This window comes from Sphingopyxis sp. PET50, assembly GCF_025244705.1.
Taxonomy (GTDB): domain Bacteria; phylum Pseudomonadota; class Alphaproteobacteria; order Sphingomonadales; family Sphingomonadaceae; genus Sphingopyxis.
The window spans coordinates 1720276-1745647 of record NZ_CP104207.1 but is presented as its reverse complement, the minus strand read 5'-3'; the positions used below and the strand labels follow the sequence as shown (position 1 = coordinate 1745647).

The 25372-nt window shown below is 65.9% G+C and carries 25 protein-coding genes, 1 tRNA gene and 1 pseudogene; 18 read left to right on the top strand and 9 right to left on the bottom strand.

What is annotated here, in order from left to right; genetic code table 11:
- Positions 1-73 precede the first annotated feature (73 nt).
- The 5 genes and pseudogenes from N0A20_RS09125 to N0A20_RS09105 all read left to right on the top strand — a co-directional run bounded on the left by N0A20_RS09125 (position 74) and on the right by N0A20_RS09105 (position 3854).
- Positions 74-2077, top strand: a complete 2004-nt coding sequence (locus N0A20_RS09125; protein WP_260583601.1) for a hypothetical protein — start codon at positions 74-76, stop codon at positions 2075-2077.
- Positions 1992-2612 (top strand): annotated as a pseudogene (locus tag N0A20_RS09120) (hypothetical protein); the annotation flags it as partial. The gene N0A20_RS09125 and the pseudogene N0A20_RS09120, both read left to right, overlap by 86 nt.
- 34 nt (positions 2613-2646) lie before the next feature.
- Positions 2647-3231 (top strand): YdbH domain-containing protein, encoded by a 585-nt coding sequence (locus tag N0A20_RS09115; protein WP_260583600.1) that lies wholly within the window; start codon positions 2647-2649, stop codon positions 3229-3231.
- Positions 3232-3263: 32 nt separating this feature from the next.
- The gene (locus tag N0A20_RS09110; protein WP_409574755.1) at positions 3264-3443 is read left to right on the top strand and encodes a YnbE family lipoprotein; all 180 of its coding nucleotides are present in this window, start codon (positions 3264-3266) and stop codon (positions 3441-3443) included.
- A gap of 12 nt (positions 3444-3455) precedes the next feature.
- Complete coding sequence (locus tag N0A20_RS09105; protein WP_260583599.1) at positions 3456-3854, top strand: YdbL family protein; 399 nt, start codon at positions 3456-3458, stop codon at positions 3852-3854.
- 358 nt (positions 3855-4212) lie between these two features.
- Here N0A20_RS09105 and N0A20_RS09100 read toward each other — a convergent pair whose 3' ends face one another.
- Complete coding sequence (locus N0A20_RS09100; RefSeq protein ID WP_260583598.1) at positions 4213-4944, bottom strand: hypothetical protein; 732 nt, start codon at positions 4942-4944, stop codon at positions 4213-4215.
- 78 nt (positions 4945-5022) lie between these two features.
- On the opposite strand from N0A20_RS09100, the gene N0A20_RS09095 reads away from it, so the two are divergent.
- The 4 genes from N0A20_RS09095 (at position 5023) to N0A20_RS09080 (ending at position 9932) form a co-directional block, all read left to right on the top strand.
- A complete protein-coding gene (locus N0A20_RS09095; RefSeq protein WP_260583597.1) occupies positions 5023-5343 on the top strand; it encodes a hypothetical protein in 321 nt (106 codons plus the stop codon).
- 25 nt (positions 5344-5368) lie between these two features.
- Positions 5369-6571: a transglutaminase-like domain-containing protein gene (locus N0A20_RS09090; RefSeq protein WP_260583595.1), complete on the top strand. Its 1203-nt coding sequence runs from the start codon at positions 5369-5371 to the stop codon at positions 6569-6571.
- 512 nt (positions 6572-7083) lie between these two features.
- Positions 7084-8679, top strand: coding sequence for a peptide chain release factor 3 (locus N0A20_RS09085; RefSeq protein ID WP_260583593.1), 1596 nt, complete (start codon positions 7084-7086; stop codon positions 8677-8679).
- Between the two features lie 71 nt (positions 8680-8750).
- Entirely contained in the window at positions 8751-9932 is a 1182-nt protein-coding gene (locus tag N0A20_RS09080; RefSeq protein WP_260583591.1) for a hypothetical protein, read from the top strand.
- Here the strand turns inward: N0A20_RS09080 and dinB are convergent.
- Positions 9925-10983 (bottom strand): DNA polymerase IV, encoded by a 1059-nt coding sequence (gene dinB, locus N0A20_RS09075; protein ID WP_409574782.1) that lies wholly within the window; start codon positions 10981-10983, stop codon positions 9925-9927. The genes N0A20_RS09080 and dinB overlap by 8 nt on opposite strands.
- A gap of 160 nt (positions 10984-11143) precedes the next feature.
- On the opposite strand from dinB, the gene N0A20_RS09070 reads away from it, so the two are divergent.
- Together N0A20_RS09070 and N0A20_RS09065 are read left to right on the top strand one after the other, a co-directional pair.
- A tRNA-Gly gene (locus N0A20_RS09070) sits at positions 11144-11217 on the top strand.
- Positions 11218-11400: 183 nt separating this feature from the next.
- The gene (locus N0A20_RS09065; RefSeq protein ID WP_260583587.1) at positions 11401-12756 is read left to right on the top strand and encodes a tyrosine-type recombinase/integrase; all 1356 of its coding nucleotides are present in this window, start codon (positions 11401-11403) and stop codon (positions 12754-12756) included.
- On the opposite strand, the gene N0A20_RS09060 is transcribed toward N0A20_RS09065, so the two are convergent.
- Positions 12726-12932 (bottom strand): helix-turn-helix transcriptional regulator, encoded by a 207-nt coding sequence (locus N0A20_RS09060; RefSeq protein WP_409574781.1) that lies wholly within the window; start codon positions 12930-12932, stop codon positions 12726-12728. The two genes, N0A20_RS09065 and N0A20_RS09060, sit on opposite strands and share 31 nt — an antisense overlap.
- A gap of 563 nt (positions 12933-13495) precedes the next feature.
- Here N0A20_RS09060 and N0A20_RS09055 point away from each other — a divergent pair.
- Together N0A20_RS09055 and N0A20_RS09050 are read left to right on the top strand one after the other, a co-directional pair.
- Positions 13496-13780, top strand: a complete 285-nt coding sequence (locus tag N0A20_RS09055; protein WP_260583585.1) for a sigma-70 region 4 domain-containing protein — start codon at positions 13496-13498, stop codon at positions 13778-13780.
- 62 nt (positions 13781-13842) lie between these two features.
- Positions 13843-14571 (top strand): nucleotidyltransferase domain-containing protein, encoded by a 729-nt coding sequence (locus N0A20_RS09050; RefSeq protein ID WP_260583583.1) that lies wholly within the window; start codon positions 13843-13845, stop codon positions 14569-14571.
- Here the strand turns inward: N0A20_RS09050 and N0A20_RS09045 are convergent.
- Positions 14516-15879, bottom strand: a protein-coding gene (locus N0A20_RS09045; RefSeq protein ID WP_260581021.1) for an IS3 family transposase whose coding sequence is annotated in 2 segments (ribosomal slippage) — positions 14516-15529 and positions 15532-15879 — 1362 coding nt in all. Because the reading frame shifts where the segments join, the coding sequence is not laid out codon by codon here. The genes N0A20_RS09050 and N0A20_RS09045 overlap by 56 nt on opposite strands.
- A 66-nt stretch (positions 15880-15945) precedes the next feature.
- Here N0A20_RS09045 and N0A20_RS09040 point away from each other — a divergent pair.
- The 5 genes from N0A20_RS09040 (at position 15946) to N0A20_RS09020 (ending at position 20025) form a co-directional block, all read left to right on the top strand.
- The gene (locus N0A20_RS09040) at positions 15946-16227 is read left to right on the top strand and encodes a hypothetical protein (RefSeq protein WP_260583582.1); all 282 of its coding nucleotides are present in this window, start codon (positions 15946-15948) and stop codon (positions 16225-16227) included.
- Positions 16228-16720: 493 nt separating this feature from the next.
- Positions 16721-16894 (top strand): DUF1328 domain-containing protein, encoded by a 174-nt coding sequence (locus N0A20_RS09035; protein WP_260583581.1) that lies wholly within the window; start codon positions 16721-16723, stop codon positions 16892-16894.
- Between the two features lie 314 nt (positions 16895-17208).
- The gene (locus tag N0A20_RS09030) at positions 17209-17826 is read left to right on the top strand and encodes an EF-hand domain-containing protein (RefSeq protein WP_260583578.1); all 618 of its coding nucleotides are present in this window, start codon (positions 17209-17211) and stop codon (positions 17824-17826) included.
- A gap of 130 nt (positions 17827-17956) precedes the next feature.
- Positions 17957-18691 (top strand): response regulator, encoded by a 735-nt coding sequence (locus N0A20_RS09025; RefSeq protein WP_260583576.1) that lies wholly within the window; start codon positions 17957-17959, stop codon positions 18689-18691.
- Positions 18688-20025, top strand: a complete 1338-nt coding sequence (locus N0A20_RS09020) for a sensor histidine kinase (RefSeq protein WP_260583574.1) — start codon at positions 18688-18690, stop codon at positions 20023-20025. Before N0A20_RS09025 ends, N0A20_RS09020 begins: the two co-directional genes overlap by 4 nt.
- Positions 20026-20121: 96 nt before the next feature.
- On the opposite strand, the gene N0A20_RS09015 is transcribed toward N0A20_RS09020, so the two are convergent.
- From N0A20_RS09015 to dcd, 5 genes are all read right to left on the bottom strand, one after another.
- A complete protein-coding gene (locus N0A20_RS09015; protein ID WP_260583572.1) occupies positions 20122-20862 on the bottom strand; it encodes an acyl-CoA thioesterase in 741 nt (246 codons plus the stop codon).
- A gap of 172 nt (positions 20863-21034) precedes the next feature.
- The gene (locus N0A20_RS09010; RefSeq protein ID WP_260583570.1) at positions 21035-22201 is read right to left on the bottom strand and encodes a saccharopine dehydrogenase family protein; all 1167 of its coding nucleotides are present in this window, start codon (positions 22199-22201) and stop codon (positions 21035-21037) included.
- Positions 22202-22274: 73 nt separating this feature from the next.
- Positions 22275-22787, bottom strand: coding sequence for a DoxX family protein (locus N0A20_RS09005; RefSeq protein ID WP_260583569.1), 513 nt, complete (start codon positions 22785-22787; stop codon positions 22275-22277).
- A gap of 539 nt (positions 22788-23326) precedes the next feature.
- A complete protein-coding gene (locus N0A20_RS09000) occupies positions 23327-24634 on the bottom strand; it encodes a glycoside hydrolase family 5 protein (RefSeq protein WP_260583568.1) in 1308 nt (435 codons plus the stop codon).
- 168 nt (positions 24635-24802) lie between these two features.
- On the bottom strand, positions 24803-25357 hold the full coding sequence (gene dcd / locus N0A20_RS08995) for a dCTP deaminase (protein WP_260583567.1): 555 nt from the start codon (positions 25355-25357) through the stop codon (positions 24803-24805).
- Positions 25358-25372 lie beyond the last annotated feature (15 nt).

The window sequence follows — 25372 nt, the reverse complement described above, 5'->3', positions numbered from 1 at the left end:
TTGCGCCATTTCGGCGTTATCTGACGGCAAAGGGCGGACCCGCCGGGGCGCACGAGGATCGAACACAAGCGCCATGACCGACCCCGCCGACTCCGAAACGCCGGTCAAGCGCCGCCGCCGCATCAAGAAACGCTGGCTGACGGGCGGTGCGCTGATCGTGCTTGTCGGCGTGCTGTGGCTGGCGCGTGAGCCGATCGCGGACAAATTCGTGCGCGAGCAGCTTGAATCCTACGGCGTTCCCGCAAGCTACACGATCGAAAGCATCGGGTTCCGGACCGAGCGGATATCGAACGTCGTCATCGGCGATCCGAAGCGGCCCGACCTCACGGCGCGCGTGGTCGAGATCTCGCTCGGTTACGGATTGCGCGGCCCCTATATATCGTCGGTCAGCGCCGACGGCGTGCGGCTCCATGGGCGGTTCGTCGACGGCCGGCTGTCGCTCGGCGCGCTCGACAAGTTCCGCGATCCGGCAAGCACCGATCCCTTCGCCTTGCCCGACCTGTCGGCGGTGCTGACCGACGCGCGGGCGCGGGTCGAGACGCCATGGGGCAATATCGGCGCGGCGCTGAACGGACGCGGGCATTTGCAGCGCAATTTTTCCGGAACGCTGGCGATGGTGGCGCTTACCCTGACCGCAGCCGGATGTGCGGGGCACGCGATCAGCTTTTATGGGCCCGTGACGGTGCGGAACCTGAAGCCGCGGTTGCAGGGCGCGCTGCGGGGGAAGGAATTGCGTTGTGCCGACGCGGGCGTGGTCGCCGCCTCGCCGCAAGTCGCGCTCGACGTGACGCTGGGGGAGCAACTGACGAACTGGGATGGCAAGGCCGACGCGGTGCTGGCGTCGCTGGCGGTGGGGCCGGTGCGCGCCGGGCGGGTGGCGTTGCTCGCGGGGTTCAAGGGCGATGCCGGCAAGACCGCGCTGACTTTCGATGGCGAAGCGGTGCGGCTCGCCGGCCCGGATTTCGCGGCAAACCGCGTCGATCTCGATGCCACGGGTGCGGTCGGGACGGCGGCGCCCGCTCTGACGGGGACGCTCAGCTTCGCGGGCGCCGCGGCGAGCGCCGGGTTGAGGCAACGGATCGCGGCGAGCGCGAAGGGGCTGGACGGCAGTCCTATCGGTCCCCTGGCGGCCAGGGCGACCGGCGCCGTCGCGCGGATGCTAGGCGACATATCTGGCAAGACCGGCTTCGCGCTGGCGGGCGAGGGGCAGGCGGCGCGGATCGACCTGATTGCTCCCGATCTGGTCAGCGAGAGCGGCGCGCGGCTGTCGGGGACCGGCGGGAGCCGCATCGGTTACGCCTTCGGCGCGGCCCGGCCCGGCGTCGTGATTCAGGGGCGATGGGCGTTCGGTGGCGGCGGGTTGCCCGAAGCCACGCTCGATATCGAGCGCCGCGCCGACGGGGCGCTGACCGGCCTTGCGCGGATCGAACCCTATGCCGCCGAAGGGTCGCAACTGGCGCTGCAGCCGGTGCGCTTTTCGGGCGCGGCTCGGCGGACCGCTGCGCTTCGACACCGTCGCCGAGCTGACGGGGCCGCTCGCGGGCGGGCGCGTCGAGCGGTTGCGCGTGCCGGTGAGTGGTGCGCTGGCGCCGACCGGGGCGCTGGCGCTCGACGGCGGATGCCGCCGCGTCGCGGCCCAGCGGATCGAGGTTGGCGGCTTCCGGCTGGCCGGGCCGGCGATCGACCTGTGCAGCCGCGCCGGACAGCCGCTGCTCGCCGCGGGGCCGGGAGGCCTCAGCGGGCAGATCCGCATTCCCGGCATCGCGCTTCGCGGCACGAGCGGTTCCTCCCCCTTCGCCTTCGCTTCGGGCGCCGGGGATATCGACCTTGCAACGATGCGCTGGTCGCTGGCGCGCGCCGATGTGCGGCTGGGGCAGAGCGAGAGCATCACGCGGTTCAGCGCCGATCGGATCACCGGTGCCCCGGCGCCCAGGGGCTTTGCGGGCCAACTGGCCGACGCGGCGGGCAAGATCGGCGCGGTGCCGCTGGAGATGAGCGGGATCGACGGGCGCTGGACCTTTGCATCCGGTGTGCTGGCGCTCGACGGGTCGCTGCTGTTGACCGACGCCGAGCCTGAAGCGCGCTTCTTCCCGCTGGTCAGCACCAATGCGTCGCTGCGCCTTGTCGATGGCCGGATCGAGGCGACGGCGGCCTTTGGCGAACGGCGAAGCGGTACGCATGTCCTCGACACGGCGATCGCGCACGACCTCGGCAGCGGGACCGGCCACGCCGACCTCAAGGTCCCCGAACTCCGCTTCGGCGAGACGTTCCAGCCCGACCAGTTGACCCGCCTCGCGCTCGGCGTGATCGCCAATGTGCGGGGTTCGGTGGTCGGCGACGGGCGCATCGACTGGTCGCCCGACGGGGTGACGAGCCGCGGCACCTTTGCGACCGCGAACACCGATCTGGCGGCCGCCTTCGGCCCCGTCGCGGGAGCGACGACGACGCTGACCTTCGATGACCTGATCGGGCTGCGCTCGGCGCCGGGCCAGAAGGTCAGCCTCGCCGAGGTCAACCCCGGCATTCCGGTGCTCGACGGCGAGATCGAATATCAGCTGCTCGGCGACAACCGCGTGCGTATCCAGGGCGGCAGCTGGCCCTTCGCGGGCGGCAAGCTCGAGCTCCACCCGACGACGCTCGACTTCAATGCCGACCAGCCGCGCCAGCTCGACCTTCGACCTCGTCGGGGTCGATGCCGCGGTGTTCCTGCAGAATTTCGGCTTCGAGAATATCAACGCCAGCGGCAAGTTCGACGGTACCCTGCCGGTCGAGTTCGACGGCCTCGGCGGCCGCATCGTCGGCGGCCGCATCGATGCGCGCGACGGCGGCGGCACGCTCGCCTACGTCGGCGAACTCACCAACCACGACCTCGGCGCCATGGCCAATTTCGCCTTCGGTGCGCTGCGCAGCCTCAAATATGACGACCTGACGATCGTCCTCAACGGCGACCTCGACGGCGAGATGGTCACCGACATCCGCTTCGGCGGCATCGGTCAGGGCGAGGGCGCGACGCAGAATTTCATCACGCGCCAGGTCGCGAAACTCCCCTTCGTCTTCAACATCAAGATCCAGGCGCCGTTCCGCCAGTTGATCACATCGGCCAAGGGCTTTTATGATCCCACCGTCTATATCGAACAGAATCTGCCCGCGCTGATGCAGGCGCAGCAGGACGCCGAAGCCGCGGCGGCAAATACCATCGTTCAGCCTTCAGCAAGCGAGCCCGTGCAATGAAGACGACAAGACATGAAGCGAGGAGGCGGGCCGTGATCGGTCGCGGTCTTGCGATGACGATCGGCGCGGCGGCCCTGACGGGCTGCGTGCAGATCGAAACGCCGGACAAACCGATCGAGATCAACCTCAATATCAACATCAAGCAGGAAATCGTGTACCGGCTTGATGGCGATGCCAAGAAGCTGATCGAACAGAATAGCTCGATATTCTGACAGGGAATGAAAATGATGATGAAGATGTGGAAACCGACCGGAATTGCGATGGCCGCCGTGGCCGCGACCGCCGCGGTCGCGCTGCTGGTGCCCTCGGCGATGGCGCAGCGCGATCCCGCCTATGAGGCCGCCCGCGCGGCGGGGCAGGTCGGCGAGCAGCCCGACGGCTATCTCGGCTATGCCTCGACCCCGACGCCCGCGGTGCGCGCGATCGTCGACGACATCAATATCAAGCGCAAGGATGCCTATACCAAGGGCGCCCCGGCGGGCAGCACGGTCGAACAATTCGCCTTCGTCACCGGCTGCAACCTGATCGCCAAGACCAAGCCGGGCGAGAAATACAAGGCGCCCGACGGCAGCTGGAAGACGCGCGACGCCAGCGCCCCGGTGCGCGATCTGCGCTGCCCCTGATTTGACGGAACCAAAGGGCGCCCGCGGGCGCCAGATGCCGCCGCGCCCCTAAACGCGGCGGCATTTTCTTTGGCGATGATGTCTTTTGCGAACGCGGGACGGAATGGACGCTTTCGGGCGGTTGCGGACATACCCGACCTGATCCCCGGCGAAGGCCGGGGTCCAGGGCAGTAGAACGCCGGCTGTTGCGTTGTTACGCTCTGGACCCCGGCCTTCGCCGGGGAACGGATTATGGCGGAACGTCCGCTCCCCACCCCGATCCCGACAGGCCGCTTGTGTTTGCAAAGGATATAATCGCATCTTCTTTGGGGGCATCCGGACAGAGGAGGCAGCTTGGGGGGACGGCCCCGCATTTCCGTCATTCGTCGCCCGCCTCCGTCTCGGACCGCACGAATCGCATTTCGCCTTCCTTGCGCCGCAGGACCACGGCGCCGTCCTCCCTCGCCTCGACGCAGGCGCCATTGAAATCGACCACGCCGATATCGTTCGGGACGAGCCGCAGATGCAGCCGCCCGCCATCCTCGGCACCCAGTTCGTACCGCGGCGCAGCAATATCGTAGATCGGCTCGCGCACCTCGACCCAGCGCGGCGTGCGGCGGTCGCCTTCGGGCATCGTCCAGCCGTCATATTGCGTATAATTCTCGATCGGATCGCCGCGGTCGAACCCGATGATGAAGGTGACCCCCCCGACGCCTTCGCCGCTCGGCCAGGTGACGAGGATCGTCGGCCGCGCGCCCTCGACATCGACCGGCGCGATCTTCTCGAAAGCGGGCGGCACGGGCTTCGGCTCGGTGAACAGGCAGACCGCCTCGCCCTGCCGTTCCCAGCGCCCCTCGGCGCGCTCGTCAAGCGCCCCGGCATAGAGCACGTAAAGAAATCGTCCGTCGGGCGCGACGACCAGCCCGCCGCCGACGTCGGGACCTTCGGCGAGCCGATATTCGCCGTTGAGAGCGGGGGCCTGTGCGACGACAGCGGGGGTCAGAAGGGCGGCGAGAGCGCCGCGCGGTCGGGAAAATGCGCATGGCCGGCAGTCTGCGCGCCTTCGCCGCGCGAATCCAGCCGCTTCGGTTATATTTCCTTTGACACGCATGGCCGCCGCCGCGACCTAGGATGCGGAGACGGAGCCGATCTGCGCGATGACAAACGACCGATGAGGGCCGGGGCGGCGATGGCGGGGCGGCTGGCCCTCGGCGTTGCGGCGCTTGGCGGCCTCGGGGCGGTTGCCCGGGGCGAGGCGCCCCCGGCGCCGCGCGAGGAGGTGACGATCGCCCTGCGCGCCGACAGCGAGCAGTTGATCGGCCGCCAAAGCGAGCAGACCTCGACGATCGCGGGCGGCGGCCTGGAGAGCGTCCGCCGGAGCGAGTCCGCCTACATGGTTTCGGGACATGGTCCGACCGAGTTGAGCGAAACCTTGCGAATCGCGACCGATGCCGACGGCGCGCCGATCCGCTGGCAGTGGCGGCGGAGCGCCAACGGCCGCGCTGCTTAGCGTCGACCTGGAACGATCGGGCGCGATGCTGAAAGGGCAGGCGGCGGGCGAGGGGGAGCGACATGCGGTCAGCGCCGCCTTGCCCGCGTTGCCGATCGGCGATCCCGAGGCGCTGACCCCGTTTCTGACCGAGCCGGTGGCGGAGCGGAGCTGGTCGATTGCCGAATTCGATCCCGTATTGCTGCGATTCCGCCCGGTACAACTCGCCCTCGCGAAACGGACGGGTGCCGACCACGGCTTTGTCCTGACGCTGTCGCGCGGCGGGCGGCTGCAATCGGTTCGCTGGCTCGATTATGCCGAAGGCAGGCTGGTCGCGGCGCGCCAGCCGCTCCTCGGCAGCGCGCGGTCGTGGCGGCGCGACGATGGCCTGCTGACGAAAGAGGATCTGCTCTCGCGCGGCCGCATCGTCGCGCACGAACAATATCGGCCGGGTGTCCATATGACGCAGCGCGCCGCGCTCGGGCAGATGCGATATGCCTTCGGCCTTCCGGCAGACGTCGCGATTCATCTGCCCGAAACCGGCGAACAGCGCGTGCGGCGCGAGGGCGGCGGCTGGCAGGTCGATATCTGCGCCGGCTGTGGATCGGTGCCGGTACCGACCGACGACGAGCGCCGGCGCTGGACGCGACCGAGCCAGTGGATACAGAGCGACGATGCCGCCTTCAGGGACAAGGCGGCGCAGGCGCGGCGCGGCATGAAAAGCGACGATGCGGTGATGGCGCGGCTCGCCGCCGCGGCGCGGGCGCGCCTGCCGCGTATCGACTTCGACGGTTATGTCTCGGCCCGCACCGCGTGGCGGCGCCGCGCCGGCGACTGCACCGAGGACGCGCTGGTGCTCGCGGCACTGGGCCGCGCCGCGGGCATCCCGGTCCGCGTCGTGCACGGCCTCGTCTTTTCGCCCGGACGCTATCACGGCGCGAGCAATGCCTTCATGCCGCACAGCTGGGTGATCGCCTTCGCCGACGGGCATTGGAAAAGCTATGATATCTCGCTGAACGGCTTCGATGCGACGCATATCGCGCTCAGCCTCGGCGACGGCGAACCCGAAGCGATGGTCGAGGCCAATCAGGTCGCCGCGCTGCTGGACTGGCGCGGCATTGCCGAGGTCAGGAAGCGGCCTAGCCGATCCCTGACCAGCGGCGGCGGATCGCGATCCCCGTCGCCCCGCGGCATCGAAGCCTGTTGCGCTTTGTCTTCGGGAGCGGTCGCGGCGGGCTCCTCGTCATAGATGACGGGCATATCAGGCAGCTTGTTGTCGAGGTCGGCGGTCAGCCACTCGACCTCGCCCGGCTTCTTCAGGCCGCCGACGATGATATATTGATCCTCCAGGCAATAGGAGCCGTCGGCGGGCTCGCTGTCGACCGCGAGCACCTCGTCGATCTGGGCATGGGCCGGGGTCGCCATGCTCGCGCCCAGCGCCATCGCGGCGAGTGCCGACCTGGCCGACACCTTGTAGCTGACGCAGATTTCGCCGCTGCATCCCGCGACCAGCGCCCGGCGTTCCGCCACCGGCATGTCGCTGATGTCATGCACCTCGCGATGGCAGAGGCGGCAGACATCGCCGTCCATGATGTCGCTGAGCTTGCCCTTGTAGGGGCAGGGGCTTTGAATCCTGGGGAACAGGGACATGCGGCGCCTCCATCTCTCTCCGGCTTGCGAAGATGACAGAGATGGCCGCTGCGGGCAATCGCCAAAGCCGAGCCCCTTCCCACGCCGCCGCGCCGCTGCTAGGCGCGCGCGATGATCGCTCCGCATCCCGAACGCCGCACCTTCGCCATCATCTCGCACCCCGACGCGGGCAAGACGACGCTGACCGAGAAATTGCTCGTTGCCGACGGCGCGATCCATATCGCGGGCGAGGTCAAGGCGCGCGGGGCCGCGCGGCGCGCGCGCTCCGACTGGATGAAGATCGAGCAGCAGCGCGGGATTTCGGTGACTTCGTCGGTGATGACCTTCGAACATGAAGGGCTGATCTTCAACCTGCTCGACACGCCGGGGCACGAGGATTTCTCCGAGGATACCTATCGCACGCTGACCGCGGTCGACAGCGCGGTGATGGTGATCGACGCCGCCAAGGGCATCGAGCCGCAGACGCTGAAGCTGTTCGAGGTGTGCCGTTTGCGCTCGGTGCCGATCATCACCTTCGTCAACAAGGTCGACCGCGAGGGCCTGCCGCCCTTCGAACTGCTCGACGAGGTCGCCGACCGGCTGGCGCTCGATGTCTGCCCGATGAACTGGCCCGCGGGCATGGGCGGGACCTTCGAGGGCATCTACGATCTCGTCGACCCCGCGATCATGAAGCCGGGCGGCGATGCGTCGCGCATGTATGAGGGGCACCGCGTCGAGGTTGCCGGGCTCGACGATCCCGCGCTGGCCGCCGAACTGTCGGCCGGGGCGCTCGCGCACCTGAAGGAAGAAACCGAACTCGCGTCGGCCTGCTACGCGCCCTTCGACGCGGCCGCCTATCGGAACGGCGATCTGACGCCGGTCTATTTCGGGTCGGCGCTGAAGGAATTCGGCGTCACCGATCTGCTTGCCGCACTCGCCGCGCACGCGCCGGGGCCGCAGCCACAGCCCGCCGAGCCCGCGCCCGTCGAGCCGACCGACGATGCCGTCACCGGCTTCGTCTTCAAGGTGCAGGCGAACATGAACCCCGCGCACCGCGACCGCATCGCCTTCATGCGGCTCTGCTCGGGCAAATTCGAGCGCGGGATGCGGCTGATGCAGGGCGGCACGGGCAAGGCGATTGCGATCAGCCGGCCGATGCTCTTCCTCGCGCAGGACCGCGAAATGGCCGAGGAGGCTTTCCCCGGCGACATCATCGGCATTCCGAACCATGGCACGCTGCGCGTTGGCGATACTTTGTCCGAACGCACCGATATCACCATCACCGGCCTGCCCAATTTCGCCCCCGAACTGCTGCGCCGCGTCGCGCTCGTCGATCCCACCAAGACCAAGCAGCTCCGCAAGGCGCTCGACGATATGGCCGAGGAGGGGATCATCCAGGTCTTCTATCCCGAGATCGGGTCGAACATGATCGTCGGTGTCGTCGGCCAGCTGCAACTGGAAGTGCTGATCAGCCGCCTCGACGCCGAGTACAAGGTTGAGGCGAAACTCGAACAATCGCCATGGGAAACCGCGCGCTGGATCGCGTCGGACGATCCCGCGAAGCTGAAGGCCTTCCAGTCCGAACATCGCGGCGCGAGCGCCACCGACCGCGATGGCGCGCCGGTGTTCATGGCGAAGGACGGCTGGGAAGTCGGCTATATCACCCAGCGCAATCCCGACATCCGCTTCACCGCGACCAAGGAACGCGTGCTCGCGCCAGCGGGTTAATCTGCTAACGGCTTGATCCTCTTTCGCAATTCGGCCAACATGCGCGGGATTTGCGGAGGGAAGGGGTGTTCATGCGAATTTTGCGACTGCTGCTCGTGGCGGCGATGATGGCGATGGCGGTGCCCGCCGCGGCGCAGGTCAATATGCCGATCGCCAAGGGTTTCTGGATCCTGTCGACCGACCGCTGCGCGACGGCGACCAGCGGCAATGCCTTTGACGGCGCCAATTGGGGGAACATCTATTATTATGGCGAAGGCGGCACGCTGGGTCCGGACGGCGACATGCAGCGGATCGTCAAGACGGCGGCGCTGAAGGACGGCTTCACCGACATGAAGTTCCCCGATTCGGGGGGGCTCGGCTATTTCCGGGTGAAATCGCTCGGCGGCGACCGCGCGATTTTCCGCATCGGCGCGCCGTCGCGTGCGAGCTTCGATGTCATGGACGACACCATCGTGCGCTGCGACTTCGCCGCGCTGTCGCCCAAGATGCAGGCCGCCGTCCGCCGATTCGCCCCCGCGCTGGCGACGGCGTCGTCGCCGGGCACCGCGGCCGCCTCCGCGACCCCGTGGCGCAGCGCGACGACCGCTTCGGGCAAGGTGGCGCTCTACAACGGCTCCGGCTTCGTCAAGTCGATCGCGCTGACCTGCGCGGAAAATGGACGCGCGACCTTCTTTGCGATGATCAATGCAAAGGCGCGCGGGACGCGCACCGCCGTGGCCTTTCGCGACTCCTATGGCGCGCAGCCGCAACTGACGCTGGACTATAATGCGGCGGACGATGTCTGGATCGGTCCGGCCAGCAGCGCGGTGATCGGTTTTCTCGCGGACCAGCCGTCGATCACGGTCGATTTCGGCACCATGGGGCGCGAACAGATTTCGCTCGCCGGATCGGGCAAGGCGCTCAGGGAGGCGCTCGAATCCTGCCTCTACAGCGCGGCACCCGCGCCGCCGCCGGTGGGCGTGCTCGGCATTTCGCCGGGTCATTATGTCCGCGAAGGCGAATTGTGCGGCGACGCCATCGGCGTCTTTTTCTACGACGGGCGCCGTTATGCCATGATCTACGACAACGCCAGCGAACCGGGCATCGTCCAGCCGATCGGGCGGCCCCGCAAGACCGGAAAAATGTGGGTGCTCGAGGATGGCTCGGGGGTCGAAGCTCTGGGACCGGGGCGGATCAAATGGGAATATGAGGAGGCGAGCAACTACCGCCTCTGTCCCGTCGAGGCGATCGCCCCCGCCTATCGCGTCAGATAAGGCTGAGGAGGTCGGCGGGGGCCGCGCCGCCGCCGTCCTCTTCTTCCGCTTCCCCCTCGAACTTGCTCAGCGTCACGCCCAGCAGCCTGATTCCCTGTTCGGTGGGGAGCAGCGGCGCCAATATCGCTTCGCCCGCGGCGAGCAGCGCCGCGCCGTCGGCGATCGGCGCCGGCACCGATTTGGCGCGCGTGATCGTCTTGAAGTCGGCGTAGCGCAGCTTCAGCGTCACCGTCCGCCCGCGCGCGCCCTTCTTCGCGGCGCGATCCCACACCACGGTGCAGACATGCGCCAGCGCCTCGCGGATTTCGGTGTCGCCGATCAGGTCGTTGAAGAAGGTGCGTTCGCCGCCCAGCGACTTCAGCGGCCGGTTCGACTTGACCCGCCGATGGTCGATCCCGCGCGCCAGATTATACAGCCATTCGGCGCTGTTCCCGAAATGCGCCGCGAGCCACTGCGGGTCCCTGGCCGCCAGGTCGGCCCCCGAGAAGACGCCGAGCCCTTCCATCTTCGCGGCGGTCACCGGCCCGATGCCGTGGAAGCGGCGGATCGACAGCGTCTGGACGAAAGCCGCGCCCTTGCCCGGCGGGATGATCGTCAGCCCGTCGGGTTTGTTCTGGTCCGACGCCAGCTTGGCGATGAACTTGTTGTACGAGACTCCGGCGGAGGCGGTGAGCCCGGTTTCCTTGCGGATGCGGCGGCGGATCGCCTTCGCGGCCGCGGTCGCGCTGCCGAGTCCCGCCTTGTCGGCGCTGACATCGAGATAGGCCTCGTCGAGCGACAGCGGCTCGACCTCGTCGGCATAATCGCGGAAAATCGCGCGGATCTGGTGCGAAATGTCGCGATAGACGTCGAAGCGCGGCGGCACGAAGATGAGCTCGGGGCATTGGCGCTTCGCGGTGACGCTCGGCATCGCGGAGCGTACGCCGAACTTGCGCGCCTCGTAGCTCGCCGCCGCGACCACCCCGCGCCGCGACGATCCGCCGACCGCGACGGGTTTCCCGCGCAGCGCCGGATCGTCGCGCTGCTCGACCGACGCGTAAAAGGCATCCATGTCGACATGGATGATCTTGCGAACCGGGGCCCGTGCGGCGTCTTCGGCCAGAGTGACGGCGTCTTCCACGCCGCCGATCTAGCATGTTGCCCGAATGTTCTCAATGCCGCGCTTGACGGCGGCTCAGCCAAGATGGCAATCGCCGCCAGCCTTGGAGCGAGCGGGTATAGCATAGTGGTAATGCTCTAGCCTTCCAAGCTAGCTAGGCGGGTTCGATTCCCGCTACCCGCTCCAGAAACCTGTTCCAGGGCATCTCACACCATTTACAAAATCGGAAAAATGGCAGTATTCTGCCATTTATCGGCTCGTCGCGTGTCACTGTATCTCATGGTGACTCCCGAAAAATGGGGCCCCTATCGGGGACGATTCGACGGTCGTTTCGTTTCAAATTGGAGGCCTCGAACGGGAGAGCCAGAGATGCCACTGACCGATTCCGCTGTCCGCAACGCCCAGTCGCGGGAAAAGCCCTACAAGATGGCCGATAGCCAAGGGCTCTACATCCAGATCACGCCGTCCGGCGGCAAACATTGGAAAATGAAATACCGATTCGAGGGTCGCGAGAAGAAGCTGAGCTTCGGAGAATATCCGCGCGTCTCGCTCCGCGAGGCCCGCAATCAGCGCGACGAGGCGCGGAACATGCTCACGAAAGGCATCGATCCCGCGTATGAAAAGAAGCGCAACAAACTTCGCGCCTATGCCGCTGCGGGAAACAGCTTCACCGACATTTCGCGAGAATATTGTGACAAGCGCCGACGCGATGGTGACAAGGCATGGGCGCCATCGACCGCGAAGCGGTGCGAATATCTGCTCAGCCTCCTCGACAACAGCATTGGGAAGATGCCGATCCAGGAGATCGAGCCCATCGATGTTCTGGCCGCGGTCAGGAAGATCGAGGCGAAAGGCAAACTCGAAAGCGCGCGCCGGACCATGCAATTGGCTGGCTCGGTATTCCGCTACGCCGTCGCGACAGCCCGGTTGCGCTCGGACCCGACGCGGGATTTACGCGGCGCGCTCATCAACCCCACCGTCACCCATTATGGCGCGATCACGGAAGCGAGCAAGGTCGGGGCGCTCTTGCGCGCCATCGATGGCTATAAGAGTCAGGGAATGACAGATTGGGCGTTGAAGCTGGCGCCGCATGTTTTCGTGCGTCCGGGGGAGTTGCGCAGCGCCCAGTGGGAAGAGTTCGATCTTGAAGCCCGCGTCTGGACCATTCCTGCCGAGAAGACGAAGATGCGTAAGCCGCATCATGTGCCGCTGTCACGACAGTCAGTGGCGCTTGTCGAGCAAATTCGGGAGATAACCAAGCCTTGGAGCTACATATTCCCGTCTTTGTGGTCGAGGAAGCGGCCAATGTCCGACAACACCCTCAACGCTGCGCTTCGAAGGATGGGATACAGCAGCAACGAAATGACGGCCCACGGATTTCGGGCGATGGCCAGCACATTGCTCAACGAGTCCGGCAAATGGTCCTATGACGCGATCGAACGGGCGCTTGCCCATGGTGACAACAATCGCGTTCGCGCGGCCTATCATCGTGGCGCGCATTGGGAAGAACGGGTCGCCATGGCGCAATGGTGGTCCGACTATCTCGACGAGCTGAGAAATGACAACGATCGTGACGAGGAGGCAGCATTGCCAGCTCGCAGCCCGATGATACGGCCGAGCTTCGGGGTTGGAGCAGATCAATTGCACGTCGGGATGGCGTCGATCTCGCGGACGCCGTTAGCGCTGCGCCGTGTTCAGCGCCGTGTTCCGTTCGCTAAACCCTGACGGGGTGACATATCATCGACGGTGAACGAGACCGGGCTGCGGAGCCAGATGTTGATTTCGGATTCGCGCCAGCCGCAGCAGCGCTCGGCGATCTTGTGCTGTGGAGGAAAGGTGCTTAGCCGCGATCTTTCTGTAGAGCGTCGCCCGGCTGAGGCCGGTGCGGTCGAGTACGGCATTGAGACGAAGAAAGCGGTCGATGGGCTGCGATGCCATGATTTCATTCTCCATATGACGAGGTGGATTGCACCTGTGCGAACCGAGAATGGGCATCCGCTGCCAATCGTCAAATCCATGAAACTTGCGGCATTGGCGCGTGGTGCGGTGCCATGCGGCGTCCGGGAGCGGGGCGCTGCACCGTGCAGCAGAAGCGCCCGTCAAATATATATTCTCACACCGTCTCAGGAGGCTGAGCCGCAGCGAAAATGAGACCGCCCGGGACGGTCGCGCCGGGGATGCCGCGCCGCCAGCGGCGCGAGGTCTTTCGAGTCGTTGGGAGGGCGCCTCCGGCGCGCGGGCGGTCGCCGCTTCGCGGCGGCGTTGCATCCGGCTCGGTGGAGCGGAGTGGGCGTCACTCGCCTTGGCCCCGCCCGGACGTGCCGCAACCCGCGTTCCGCGGGTCCTTCACCTTGTTCCGGTCCTTCGGATGCGGCCCGACCGATGTCGCGGGGCCGCCGACTCCCTCCTGCCGCCCACCCCGCCCCTCCGGGCCGGGCCGCGGTGGGTTTGAAGGAGAAGGGAAATGGCCGAGGAAGAGAAGGACAGGCGCGGCCGCAGCCGGAGAGGTTTCGGCGACGTGACCATCGAGGAAGCCGAGCGCCGGTTCGCGATAGCTCTGAACAAGATGACCGCGCGTCAGGCCGACATCTTCCTTTCGGTACGGTTCGATGACGCGAGCTATGAAGAGCTTGCGGCCCGTCACGGCGTCACGACCGAACAGGTGATGCATGATTTTGCTCGCGCGCTGTCCACGTGGACGCGCTGTCTTCATGCCCGCTTTCCCAGCCTGGTCTGGCCTTGGACTTAATCCCTGTCGGACCGGATCGTGCTTGCCATCCGGCCCGACGCCTTTCAGGGTAGAGCAACGATATGCGTACTGACCTTGATCATCTTCCCGATAGCAAGCGTGCGGAGTTGGCGCGCATCGTTGAAATCCTCTTCGCCGAGTTCGAGGATGCGACGGCGCTCGCCACGCAAAAGTGGAAGAAGCAGGGGCGCATCCTGAAGGTCATTCTCTACGGCAGCTATGCGCGGGGGGACTGGGTCTCCGACCCCAAGGGCGGCTATTATTCGGATTACGATATCCTCGTCGTCGTCAACGACGATCGCCTCACTGACCCGGTCGATTATTGGTACAAGGCCGAGGACCAGTTCCTGCGCGATTATGCCGTTACCAAGCGCCTCTCCGCCGAGGTTGGGCTGATCGTGCACAGCATGAAAGATGTGAACCAGCAGCTGTCGCGCGGGCGCCCGTTCTTCATAGATATCGTGCGCGACGGGATCGCGCTCTATCAGCTCGATAATTCGGAGTTCGACACGCCCAAGCCGCTGTCACCCGAAGACGCATATAAGGAAGCACGGCAGTATTTTGATTTGTGGTTTCCCAAGGCAGCGAGCGGGCTGAAGGGGGCAAAGTTCTATATTGCTGAGGGTGAGAACAACGATGCCGCGTTTCTCCTGCATCAAACTGTCCGTCGTCAGAACATTTGGCACAACTCGCGGCGTAAATTAGCGGAGTGCGGGCCTCGTCCTGGGGTTGATATTAAGCGGCGATCTTGCGGTGCAGCAAGCGCCGATGTTCGATGGTCTTCCGTTTGATCCTTTCGCGCTGTTTGACGATGGCATCGGCCCTGCCGAAGTAGGCGTCGGCGGGCGTCACGTTGTTCAGGCTCTCGTGGTAACGTCGGTGGTTATAATGCTCGACGAACGCTTCGATCTGAGCCTCAAGGTCACCGGGCAGGAAGTAATTTTCGAGCAGGATGCGATTCTTGAGGGTCTGATGCCAGCGCTCGATCTTGCCCTGAGTCTGGGGATGCATCGGAGCGCCGCGCACATGGCTCATCTTCCGGGCCTCGATATATTCCGCCAGTTCACCCGCGATGTAGCTCGGGCCATTATCCGACAGCAGCCGAGGCTTGTGCAGCACCGTTGCGCTGTCGCAACCCGAGGCCTCGAGCGCGAGGTCCAGCGTGTCGGTGACATCCTCGGCCCGCATGTTGGTGCACAGCTTCCAGGCGATGATGTAGCGTGAGAAGTCGTCGAGCACGGTCGACAGGTACATCCAGCCCCACCCGATGATCTTGAAGTAGGTGAAGTCGGTCTGCCACATTTCGTTCACCCGCGTGGTCTTGGTGTGGAACTGATCGGCGGCCTTGATCACGATATAGGCCGGGCTGGTGATCAGATCATGGGCCTTCAACAGACGGTAAACCGTGGCTTCCGACACGAAGTAGCGCTTCTCGTCGGTGAAGCGCACCGCCAGTTCGCGCGGTGACAGTTCGCTGTAATCCAGCGCCATCTCGACGATCTGCTGCTGGATATCGTCGCCGATGCGGTTCCACACCCGGCTCGGCGCCGATGGTCGATCTTCCAGCGCCTCCGGCCCGCCTTCGACGAAGCGATCATACCAGCGGTAGAAGGTCCGGCGAGGGATGCCCAGCTGGTCCAGCGTGCGCTTGGCGGGCAGGTGCGACTGCTCGACGATCCGGATGATCTCGAGCTTCTCGGATGCCGGATACCTCATTCGTCGTCGCCCCCATCCGCGATCATGCTTTTTTTGAGCAGGCGGTTTTCCAAGGTCAGGTCGGCAACGCATTCCTTCAGGGCTCGGGCCTCGCGGCGTAGGTCATGCACTTCGCCGGTGGTCGCAGCGCGGGCGGTGTCTCCGGCGAGGCGCCGCTTGCCGGCCTCCATGAACTCCTTCGACCAGGTGTAATACAGGCTCTGGGCGATCCCTTCCTTGCGGCACAGCTCGGCAATGCTGTCCTCGCCGCGCAAGCCTTCCAGCACGATCCGGATCTTGTCTTCGGCCGAGAAGTGCCGACGCGTCGCACGCCGGATGTCCTTCACCACCCGCTCCGCGGGAGCCTTGGGCGGCGATTTTTTTAAGGAGGATTTGGGCTTCATCTTCGTTCCTTCGTCACTACGACGAAGCCCAAATCCTCCTTAAATCACAACCTCAAATCTGTGCCATTGGCGCTGACGGCGGACACACGTCCGCTCTTGCTCGACACAGCCTTCATGAATGCGCGCACACAGGCGCAGGATAGCCTTATGACGCTGCATTGTGCCGGTGAGGAACCGATCCAAACATCTTCCATTTTTATGGTTCCACATGGGAGTAAGACCAAGGTCAGAATCGCGCTTCAGCTATTTGGCATGAGTGAAACACGCATATTTCTGGATCTGACCGTTGCTGCTCAGGCTTTCAAAGAGGGATTGACGATTAGCCGGACGCTGCATCATCAAACCTAGGATCTCAGGTTCCTGCAAAACTTGATGACCCGCGCGAGCATTAGGTGATCGCGACGTCCGCTTCTACGTCTGCGGTTCCAAAAGCCGCCAGTCCGCGAACGGCCAAGCTTGCCCAAAGTAGGTCCAACAAATGGCTTGTCCAAGACGAATCACTGGTGTTTAAGAGGTCTCAGATTCCCTCTTTTGGGATCAAACTCGAGCCAAAAATTCGTCTGGGGGCTGCAACCGGGGCCAGGTTTTGATCAAAATCGGATAAATTTTTTCCGTTTCAAATCATAATGTTAGAGGCGTGTTTCCCGCTACCGCTCCAGCCCCCTTCCGACTTTGCTACCACGGGAACCTTCATCGGCGCCCGCCGTTTATTCCAGGCACTCATTATCCAGATTGTCGAGGCGCGGCGATGGGTCGTTTCTCTCCGGCGGCGGCGTTCGCGCGCTGTTTCGGAGATCGGGGCCGCGCGCTCACCCGGTGCTTTTCGTTGAGGAGATTTCCGATGTTCAAATGGGCTTTGATCTTCGCGGTGATCGCGCTGCTCGCCGCGGTCCTCGGCTTTGGCGGCATTGCCGGCGCTTCGGCGGGTATCGCCAAGATCCTGTTCTTCGTCGGACTTGCCCTGGCCGCGCTGTTCGTGATCATGGGCGCGTTCGCGGCGAAGAAGGTCGTGTAGAAAAAATCGCGCCGCCGGGGACCCAAGCGGACCCGCGGCGTTTCATCCACCTGCTTGATCGAAAGTGAGAGTGGAAACAGGTTCCTGTCTTCGGACGGAACCAAGGGAGCCCCGCCGCAGAAATGCGACGGGGCTTACTCGTTTCGGCCCCTCGAAACCCCCGCTTTTCTTGCCTTCGCATGAACTGCGCGCCATCTTTGCGACAATTTGCGACAATTTTTCATCAAAGCGGCACGCCGCTGGGACAAGTCGCCCCTAGAAGGCTTGCATCGAGAGCCGACCCCCTTCGGCTCCCCGACGAAGGAGTTCGTTACGTGAAGAAGAAGATTTCGTTTTTGACGCTGGGTGCCGCGCTGGTCGCCGTGCCCGTTCTCGCCGCCCCCGGTGCCGACGGCAATGCGCCCGCGACCCGCGCCGAGGCGCAGGCGAAGGCCACCGCGATGTTCGCCAAGCTGGACGCCAACGGCGACGGCAAGCTTGATGCCGCCGACCGCGCCGCCAAGCGCGCCGAAATGCAGGCGAAGGCCTTCGAACGCCTCGACGCCGACAAGGACGGCAATGTCAGCAAGGCCGAATGGGACCAGGCGTCGGCCGACCGCCAGGCGAAGCGCACCGAGCGCCTGGAGAAACGCGCCGAAGCGGGTGAGCCCGGCAAGCGCGGTCCCGGCCTGCGCGGCCATCACGGCAGGCGCGGCGGCCACCACGGCATGCGTGGCGGCATGATGATGAAGGCCGACACCGACGGCGACAAGGCGATCAGCGCCGCCGAATTCCAGACTGCGGCGCTCGCGCGCTTCGACGCGGCCGATGCGAACAAGGACGGTCAGGTGACCGCCGAGGAACGCAAGGCGCAGCGCGACGCGTGGAAGGCGAAGGCCGGCGAATGGCGCGCCAAGCGCGGTGCGGCGCAGGCCGCCCCAGCGGGCGAATAATCGGCGGCGGACCGGCGGCAGGAGCAGGCCCTTTCCCCTCCCTGGCATTGCCTTTGCCGCCGGTCCCTGCCAGCTATCGCCCACCGGCCGATACGGCCGGTGGGCGAACTATTTGCAGGATCGAGCCTGAATGACCGACAGCGATGCGCCGCGCATATTGCTGATCGACGACGAACCGTCGATCCGCGAACCGCTGGCCGACTATCTGAGCGCGCAGGGCTTTGCCGTGACCGATGCGGCGAGCGCCGCCGAAGCGCGCTCGGTGCTGCGCGCACAGAGCATCGACCTCGTCGTCAGCGACATCATGATGCCTGGCGAGGACGGCCTGTCGTTGACCCGTCACCTGCGCGAGACGAGCAGCATTCCCGTCATCCTGCTGACCGCGCGCGCCGAGGATACCGAGCGGATCATCGGGCTGGAGATCGGCGCCGACGATTATGTCGTCAAACCCTTCAACCCGCGCGAACTGGTCGCGCGCATCCGCACCGTGCTGCGCCGGACGCAGGCGGGCGGGCGGGCGCTCGACCCCGGCGGCACCGCCTTCGCCTTCGGGCCGTGGGTGCTGCGCGAGGTCGAGCGGGTGCTCGTGGACGAAGCCGGCGAAGAGGTGTCGCTCTCCTCGGGCGAATATCATCTGCTCCACGCGCTGGTGCGCCACCCGCGCCAGGTGATGAGCCGCGACCGGCTGCTCGACCTGGTGCGCGGGCGCGAGGCCGACATATTCGACCGCGCGATCGACAATCTGATCAGCCGGCTGCGCAAGAAGATCGAGGAGGATCCCGCGCATCCGCAACTGGTGAAGACCGTGTGGGGCGGCGGCTACACGCTCGCCTGTGAGGTCAGGCGGCTGGGCGGCGCGGCGTGACATTGCGGCTCTGGCCCCGCAGCCTCGTCGGCCAGCTCGTGCTCGCGGTCGCGGTGGCGCTGTTCGTCGCGCAGGCGATCAACTACACCTTGCTCGCCCGCGGACAGCGGCAGCAGGCCTATGCCAATGGCGGCGGCATGGCGGTGGCGCGGATCATCGACGCGCTCGACCGCGACCGGCGGGGCGCGGTGGTCGATCCCGACGATGACGAGCCGGGGAAGCGCCGCCCGCGCCTGCAGGTCCGCGATACGCCGTTCGACCCGCCGCCGCGCGCGAAGGCCGATGCCGATCTGGCGACGCATGTCGCGGCGCAGCTCGAACAGGCGGGGCTCGACGCCGAACAGGTCCAGGCCTGGGTGCTGCCGCAGCGGCACAAGATGGAGCGGATGCGCGGCCCGGCGCGGACGGCGATCGTCTCGGCCAGGATCGGCGCGCGCTACGTCGTAGTGCGCAGCTGGCTGCCCGCCGAAGGCAAAAAGCTGCAGGGCTTTCTGATCTGGCAGACATTGCTGCTTTACGTGCTGATCCTTGCGCCGATCCTGCTGATCGCGTGGCGCGCGGCGCAGCCGCTGCGCACACTGACGCAGGCGGTGCGCCGCGACCCGATGGGCGACGGTCCGCCGCTGCTCGAGGAAGGGCCCTCCGACGTGCGCGACGTGATCAGCGCCTTCAACGCTTCGCGCGCGCGGATCGGGACGATGCTGGCCGACAAGGACCGGATGCTCGGCGCCGTCGGGCATGATCTGCGCACGCCGCTCGCCAGCCTGCGCGTGCGCGTCGAGGCGGTCGACGACGAAAATCTGCGCGACAAGATGATCGCGACGATCGACGAGATGACCGCGATGCTGACCGATATCCTCGCGGTCGCGCGCAGCGGGGCGGGCAAGGAGGCGGTGGAGGATTATGATGCGGCGGCGCTGCTCGCGCAGCTCGGCGAGGACTATCGCGCGATGGGTAAGCCGGTGGCCGGGCCCGATGCGCCGCCGCCGCTGCCGCCGCTTTCCGGCCGTCCGCTGCTGGTGCGCCGCGCGCTGCGCAACCTGATCGACAATGCGCTGGCCTATGCGGGTGAGGCGACGCTGATCGCCGAAAGGCGCGGCGGCGAATTGTGGCTGATCGTGCGCGACGCCGGTCCCGGAATCGATCCGGCGCGGATCGCCGACCTCGTCGAACCCTTCGCGCGCGGCGAAGCCTCGCGCAACCGCGCCACCGGCGGCGCGGGGCTGGGCCTCGCGATCGCCAACGCGCTGGCGGAGGGCGAGGGCGGGCGGCTGGTGATCGAGAACCGCAGCGATGCGCCGGGGCTGGATGCGGCGATCGTGCTACCGATTTGATCGTCGCCCCCGCGAAGGCGGGGGCCGCAATCGGTTTACGCCCCGAGGTTATCGAATGTTGCCAGCGGCCCCCGCCTTCGCGGGGGCGACGGTGATTCAAGCGTAAATCGCGATCCCCTGGCTGCCGCTCACCACCGGCTCGCCGGCGCGGTTCCAGATCATCATGTCCTGCACCGAAAAACCGCCGCGCGCATAGCCCGTCTTCGCCGACAACAGCCACCAGCCGTCGTCGGTTTCGGGTGTGCCGGTCAGCATGTTGACCGTCCAGTTCATCGAGCTGATCGGGCCGAACTGGGTGAACAGCGCCATCGCCGCGGGCGGCAGCGCGTCGCCCATCGCGAGCAGCGCGACCGCGGGGTGGCACGCGGGTTCCTCGACGAAGCGCACCCAGGTCAGATAGTCGCCGACATCGCTCTTCCAGTCGAAGCGCGGGCCGGTGGTCGGGCGCATGTCGAAATGGCGCGTGAAGCTGGGGCGGACCTTGTGGTCGGGAACGGGCTCCAGCGTTTCGGGCGCGGGCGCGTCGGGCATGGTCAGGCGGTTATGGTCGAGATGGCTCTGCCGGTCGCCCGAAAAGGCGAACACCGCCGCGGTGCCGAACCCCTGATCGCTCGACACTCCGGCATCGACGAACAGCGACGATTTCGACCGGCGCAGCACGCGCGTGTTTACCGTGCAATCGCCGCCGACCGGGCCGACGAAGCTGATCTGCGCATAGCGCAGCGGAGTTTCGGTCGGGTGGAGCGCCATCGCCCCGGCGAGCGCGACCGCCGAGCTGATCCCGCCATAGGCGGTGCGGCCCTGCATCCAGCCGTCGTCGATATGCGCTATCGCCACGCCCTCTTCGGTGCGCAGCGTGGCAAGGAGGGTGTCTAAAGCACTGGGAGAGTTCGATGTCATATTGGCCGTTTCAATGAATACCGTTCGCCCTGAGCTTGTCGAAGGGCCGCCCTTCCCTTGGTGCGAAGAAGAACGGTGCTCGACAAGCTCAGCACGAACGGAAGAGAGGTTAGTCTTCGATCTGGAAAGTCAGCCCGGCATTCGCCGTCAGCCGGTCGATCAGCGCCTGCCCGAGCAGCGCGCCGGGCGTCCAGATCCCGCCCGCGCCCTTGTTCGCGAGCAGCGCCATGCCGGTTTCGGCCAGCATCTTCGACGTCGAGCCGTAACCGGGATCGCGGTCGCCCTGCACGCTGGCGCGGATGCTCGTCCCGTCGGGATATTCGCCGATGAAGAGGATGTCGTAAAAGCCGTTCTCGCGCTCTTCCTTGCTCGGCCCTTCGCCGGGCTTCAGCTTGGATTCGCCGAAGGGGTTGGCCTTCGCCATCGCTTCGGCCATCGCCTTGCCCGCGTCGCCGATCGTCGTCATCACCATCTCGTCATAGATCAGGTCGGCGCCCCACGGGTGGCCGAGCAGGAAATTGGTGCGGTGGACATTCTTGGTGTTGATCGGCGCCATCACGAAGGGCGCGGTCCAGGTCCCGGTCGCGGCGTCATATTCCGGAATCAACCCGGTCGGCTGTGACGGCCCATCGAAACCGGGGGTGAGCGCGAAGCTGGATTTGAGCAGCAGCGCCAGCGACGGCTTTTTCGCGACGGCCTTCAGCGTCTCAGTCAGGCTGGCGATCGTGCCGCCCGACGCGCCGCCCGCCATCTTGCGCACCCGGCCCTTGACGCGCGGCGCGGGCTTGCCGTGGCGCTTCACCGCCTCGGCCTGCAGGAACAGCACGCCGAGGTCGAAGGGGATCGAATCGAAGCCGCAGGAAAAGGTGATGCGCGCGCCCGACGCCTTGGCCGCCTCCTGATGTTCGTCGATCATCTCGCGCATCCAGCCGGGCTCGCCGCACAGGTCGGCATAGGCGGTCCCCGCCTTGACGCAGGCGGCGACGAGATCGCTGCCGTAAAGCTGGTAGGGGCCGACGGTGGTCAGCACGACCTCGGTATCCGCCGCCATCTTGTCGAGGCTCGCCGGGTCGCTCGCATCGGCGACGATCAGCGGGGTTTCCGGCGGCGCGCCGATCAGGTCGCGCACTTCGGCAAGCTTGGCGAGGCTGCGCCCCGCCATCGCCCATTTCGGCGCGTCCTTGCGGTTCTTGTAGTGCGTTGCAAGATATTCGGCGACGAGACGGCCGGTGAAGCCGGTCGCGCCATAGACGACGATATCGAGATCGCGGGCCATGGCGGCATCCTCCCTTTACGTAAACGTTAAGTGGAGGCTAGCGCAGGCGCGCGGGCTTGCCAAGCGTGAAGCGTCAGCGCCTCCAGAAGGGGCGCTTGGCCACCGCCACCGGGGCGCCGGCCGCTTCGGCGCGGCCCTCGGCGCGCGCGGCGCGCAGCTCGGCCTCGGTCAGCCGCGCCTCGGCATCGTGCCGCGCCAGTTCGTCGCGTCGCCGCTGGCGCAGCGCGTCATAGCTCCAGCGCGTATGGCCATAGCCGAACAGGCAGAGCAACCCGCCCGCGATCGCCAGATTCTTCATCGCCGCCATCGCCTGCACCGGGTCGGTGAAATCGCGGTGGAAGAAGAGGATGGTGAGCAGCACGAAGCCCGCGAGCAGGATCGAAATCAGCCGCGTCGCGATGCCCAGGGCGATGCACACGCCTGCGATCAGCTCGAACAATCCGGTCGGGATCGCCAGCCCGCCGGGCAGGCCTGCGGCGGAGATCATGGCGCTGGTGTCGGTGACATGGATCAGCTTGTTGATCCCCGACACGACGAAAATCACGGCGATGAACAGGCGGCCGGCAAAAACGGCGATCATGGACATGGGTCATCCTCCATTCGGCGCCCCGTCCGCTTATGCGAACAGGACGCGCGGGACGCGGGGAGGTTCCGGCGCCCGGCCGGGCAGGTCGGGACACGAATGGGCGGAAAGGGCGCGACCCGGTCAAGGAACGGGGGTCAGGGTCAAGTCGCTGATTTCGCAATCGTCGCAGGCGACCGCGCGCAAGGTGAGGGCCTCCATACCTGGCCGCAGGCTGATAGCGGGCAGGGTGATGGACTGCCAGTCGCCGCCCGCGCGGCACCGCGACTTTTCTGTCGGCCAGGGCAATCGTGCCGCCCTTGGCCGACCGGGCGCGGATCGTCACCGCCCACCGCCCGTCCGTCGCGGCGTCGAGGCTGTAGCGCATCCATTCACCCGTCACGAAATCGCGGACATAGGGGGCATCGTCGGCATCGCGGCCGATATCGACGCCGTCGTTGCGCCAGGTGGCGCCGTTGTTCCACGGGGTGCGTTCGCCGCCGGTCGCCACATGGTAATTGGCATCGACCGCATCCTGATAGGCGATCCCCGCCGGGCCGAGGTCATAATCGGCGGCGCGGATCGTCAGCGGCGCGGTCTCCAGCCGACGGGCGACGAAGGGGCGGGGCGCCGGATCGTGCGGCTGGCGGACCATCGCGTCGATTACGTCGGGCTTGGGAATGTTGCGGTCGAAACGGCTGTTCTCCGCCAGCCGCATCATCGCGGCGAAGGCCGCGTCGGGATTGGGCTTCGGCCCCTTGCCGGTCGCCCAGTCGACGATCCTCGTCCAGCCGTCGCCCGCGACGATCTCCAGCGGCTGGTTGAAGCCGATCTTCTTCAGCGGCCAAAAATTCCAGCCGATGCCTTCGCCCTCGACCAGCGCGATGGCATCGCGATACCAGACATTGCTGTTCTCGCCCGACTCGCCGAGCCACACGGGCCGGTTGTAGCGCGAACGCAGCGCCACAATGTCGGCGATGCTCGCCGCATTGTTGCGGTTCCAATATTTGTGGAAACTCAGCACCATATTGGCGTCCCACGCCGCACGGCAGGCCCTTGTAGTTATTGCCCCAGCAATTGCCCTCGACGATCACGATGTGATGGGTATCGACGCTGCGGATCGCGTCGGTGATCCGCCGTTGCAGATCCCAGACCGCCGTGTTCTCGGTCTCGTTGCAGCCATTGCCCTTGCCTGGCGTCGCGAAGCTCCAGTTGGGCTCGTTGATCAGGTCGTAGCCGCCGATCCAAGGTTCATCCTTGTAGCGCGCGGCGAGCCGGGTCCACAGCGCGACCGTCTTGCGCTGATTCTCCGCGCTCTCCCACAGCGAAGGCTTGGCGGGATCGCGGTCGGAGATGGCGAGGTCATTGCCTTGGCCGCCGGGGGCGGCGTGCAGATCGAGAATGAGATACAGCCGGTGCTTCCGGCACCATTCGAGCAGCCGGTCGATGCGCTGGAAACCTTCCTCGTGCCAGGTGTCCCGGCCGGGCATCGGTTCTTTGTCGGCGGGCAGGGTCAACTGGTCGAAATGGATCGGCAGGCGCACCGAGTTGAAGCCCCATGCCGCCATCTGCGCGATGTCGGCCTCGGTCGTGTGGTTGTCGAGCCAGGTGCGATAAAACTCCGCCGTCCGTTCCTCGCCGACCAGTTCGGCGAGCCTGGCGCGAATGCGGTGCTGCTGCCCGACCTCGCCGAGCTTCAGCATATAGCCTTCCTGCAGCATCCACCCGCCGAGCCCCATGCCGCGCAGGATGACCGGCTGGCCGCTGTCGTCGACGATCCGCGTCCCTTGGACTTTCAGAAAACCTTCGGCGCGGGCCGCGGTGGACGAAAACAGCGCCGCAAGCGCCAGCAGGACCGGCCCGAATTTCATAATGGCATCCTCGTTTATGATGTATGAGAACGTTATCAATTTTTGATTGGAGCGCAACCGGCGAGTTTTCCCACGCCGTCATTGCGAGCGTAGCGAAGCAATCCAGGGCGGCCTGTGCCTACTCTGGATTGCCGCGTCGCCTTCGGCTCCTCGCAATGACGGCGCCCGTTACAGCTTCGGCAGCGTCACGCCCTTCTGCCCCATATATTTGCCCGCGCGGTCGGCGTAGCTCGTCTCGCACGGCTCGTTGCCCTGCAGGAACAGGAACTGGCACGCGCCCTCATTGGCATAGATTTTCGCGGGCAGGGGGGTGGTGTTCGAAAACTCCAGCGTCACATGGCCCTCCCAGCCGGGCTCGAGCGGGGTCACGTTCACGATGATGCCGCAGCGCGCATAGGTCGACTTGCCGAGGCAGATGACGAGCACGTCGCGCGGGATGCGGAAATATTCGACCGTGCGCGCCAAGGCGAAGCTGTTCGGCGGGATGATGCAGACGTCGGTTTCGCGGTCGACGAAATTCTTGGGGTCGAAATCCTTGGGATCGACCATGGTGCTGTCGATGTTGGTGAAGATCTTGAACTCGGGCGCGACGCGCGCGTCATAGCCATAGGAGGAGAGGCCATAGCTGATGCACCCGTCGCGGCGCTGCGCCTCGACGAAAGGTTCGATCATGCCCTGATTGAGCGCGGCGTCGCGAATCCAGCGGTCGGAAAGAATGGCCATGTCCGTCTCTTGTCC

Coding starts and splice junctions, on each gene's coding strand:
- N0A20_RS09125 (WP_260583601.1), top strand. CDS start 74: ATGACCGACCCCGCCGACTCCGAAACGCCGGTCAAGCGCCGCCGCCGC.
- N0A20_RS09115 (WP_260583600.1), top strand. CDS start 2,647: ATGCCGACCAGCCGCGCCAGCTCGACCTTCGACCTCGTCGGGGTCGAT.
- N0A20_RS09105 (WP_260583599.1), top strand. CDS start 3,456: ATGATGATGAAGATGTGGAAACCGACCGGAATTGCGATGGCCGCCGTG.
- N0A20_RS09100 (WP_260583598.1), bottom strand. CDS start 4,944: ATGCGTGTCAAAGGAAATATAACCGAAGCGGCTGGATTCGCGCGGCGA.
- N0A20_RS09095 (WP_260583597.1), top strand. CDS start 5,023: ATGGCGGGGCGGCTGGCCCTCGGCGTTGCGGCGCTTGGCGGCCTCGGG.
- N0A20_RS09090 (WP_260583595.1), top strand. CDS start 5,369: ATGCTGAAAGGGCAGGCGGCGGGCGAGGGGGAGCGACATGCGGTCAGC.
- N0A20_RS09085 (WP_260583593.1), top strand. CDS start 7,084: ATGATCGCTCCGCATCCCGAACGCCGCACCTTCGCCATCATCTCGCAC.
- N0A20_RS09080 (WP_260583591.1), top strand. CDS start 8,751: ATGCGAATTTTGCGACTGCTGCTCGTGGCGGCGATGATGGCGATGGCG.
- dinB (WP_409574782.1), bottom strand. CDS start 10,983: ATGGATGCCTTTTACGCGTCGGTCGAGCAGCGCGACGATCCGGCGCTG.
- N0A20_RS09065 (WP_260583587.1), top strand. CDS start 11,401: ATGCCACTGACCGATTCCGCTGTCCGCAACGCCCAGTCGCGGGAAAAG.
- N0A20_RS09060 (WP_409574781.1), bottom strand. CDS start 12,932: ATGCCGTACTCGACCGCACCGGCCTCAGCCGGGCGACGCTCTACAGAA.
- N0A20_RS09055 (WP_260583585.1), top strand. CDS start 13,496: ATGGCCGAGGAAGAGAAGGACAGGCGCGGCCGCAGCCGGAGAGGTTTC.
- N0A20_RS09050 (WP_260583583.1), top strand. CDS start 13,843: ATGCGTACTGACCTTGATCATCTTCCCGATAGCAAGCGTGCGGAGTTG.
- N0A20_RS09035 (WP_260583581.1), top strand. CDS start 16,721: ATGTTCAAATGGGCTTTGATCTTCGCGGTGATCGCGCTGCTCGCCGCG.
- N0A20_RS09025 (WP_260583576.1), top strand. CDS start 17,957: ATGACCGACAGCGATGCGCCGCGCATATTGCTGATCGACGACGAACCG.
- N0A20_RS09010 (WP_260583570.1), bottom strand. CDS start 22,201: ATGGCCCGCGATCTCGATATCGTCGTCTATGGCGCGACCGGCTTCACC.
- N0A20_RS09005 (WP_260583569.1), bottom strand. CDS start 22,787: ATGTCCATGATCGCCGTTTTTGCCGGCCGCCTGTTCATCGCCGTGATT.
- N0A20_RS09000 (WP_260583568.1), bottom strand. CDS start 24,634: ATGAAATTCGGGCCGGTCCTGCTGGCGCTTGCGGCGCTGTTTTCGTCC.
- dcd (WP_260583567.1), bottom strand. CDS start 25,357: ATGGCCATTCTTTCCGACCGCTGGATTCGCGACGCCGCGCTCAATCAG.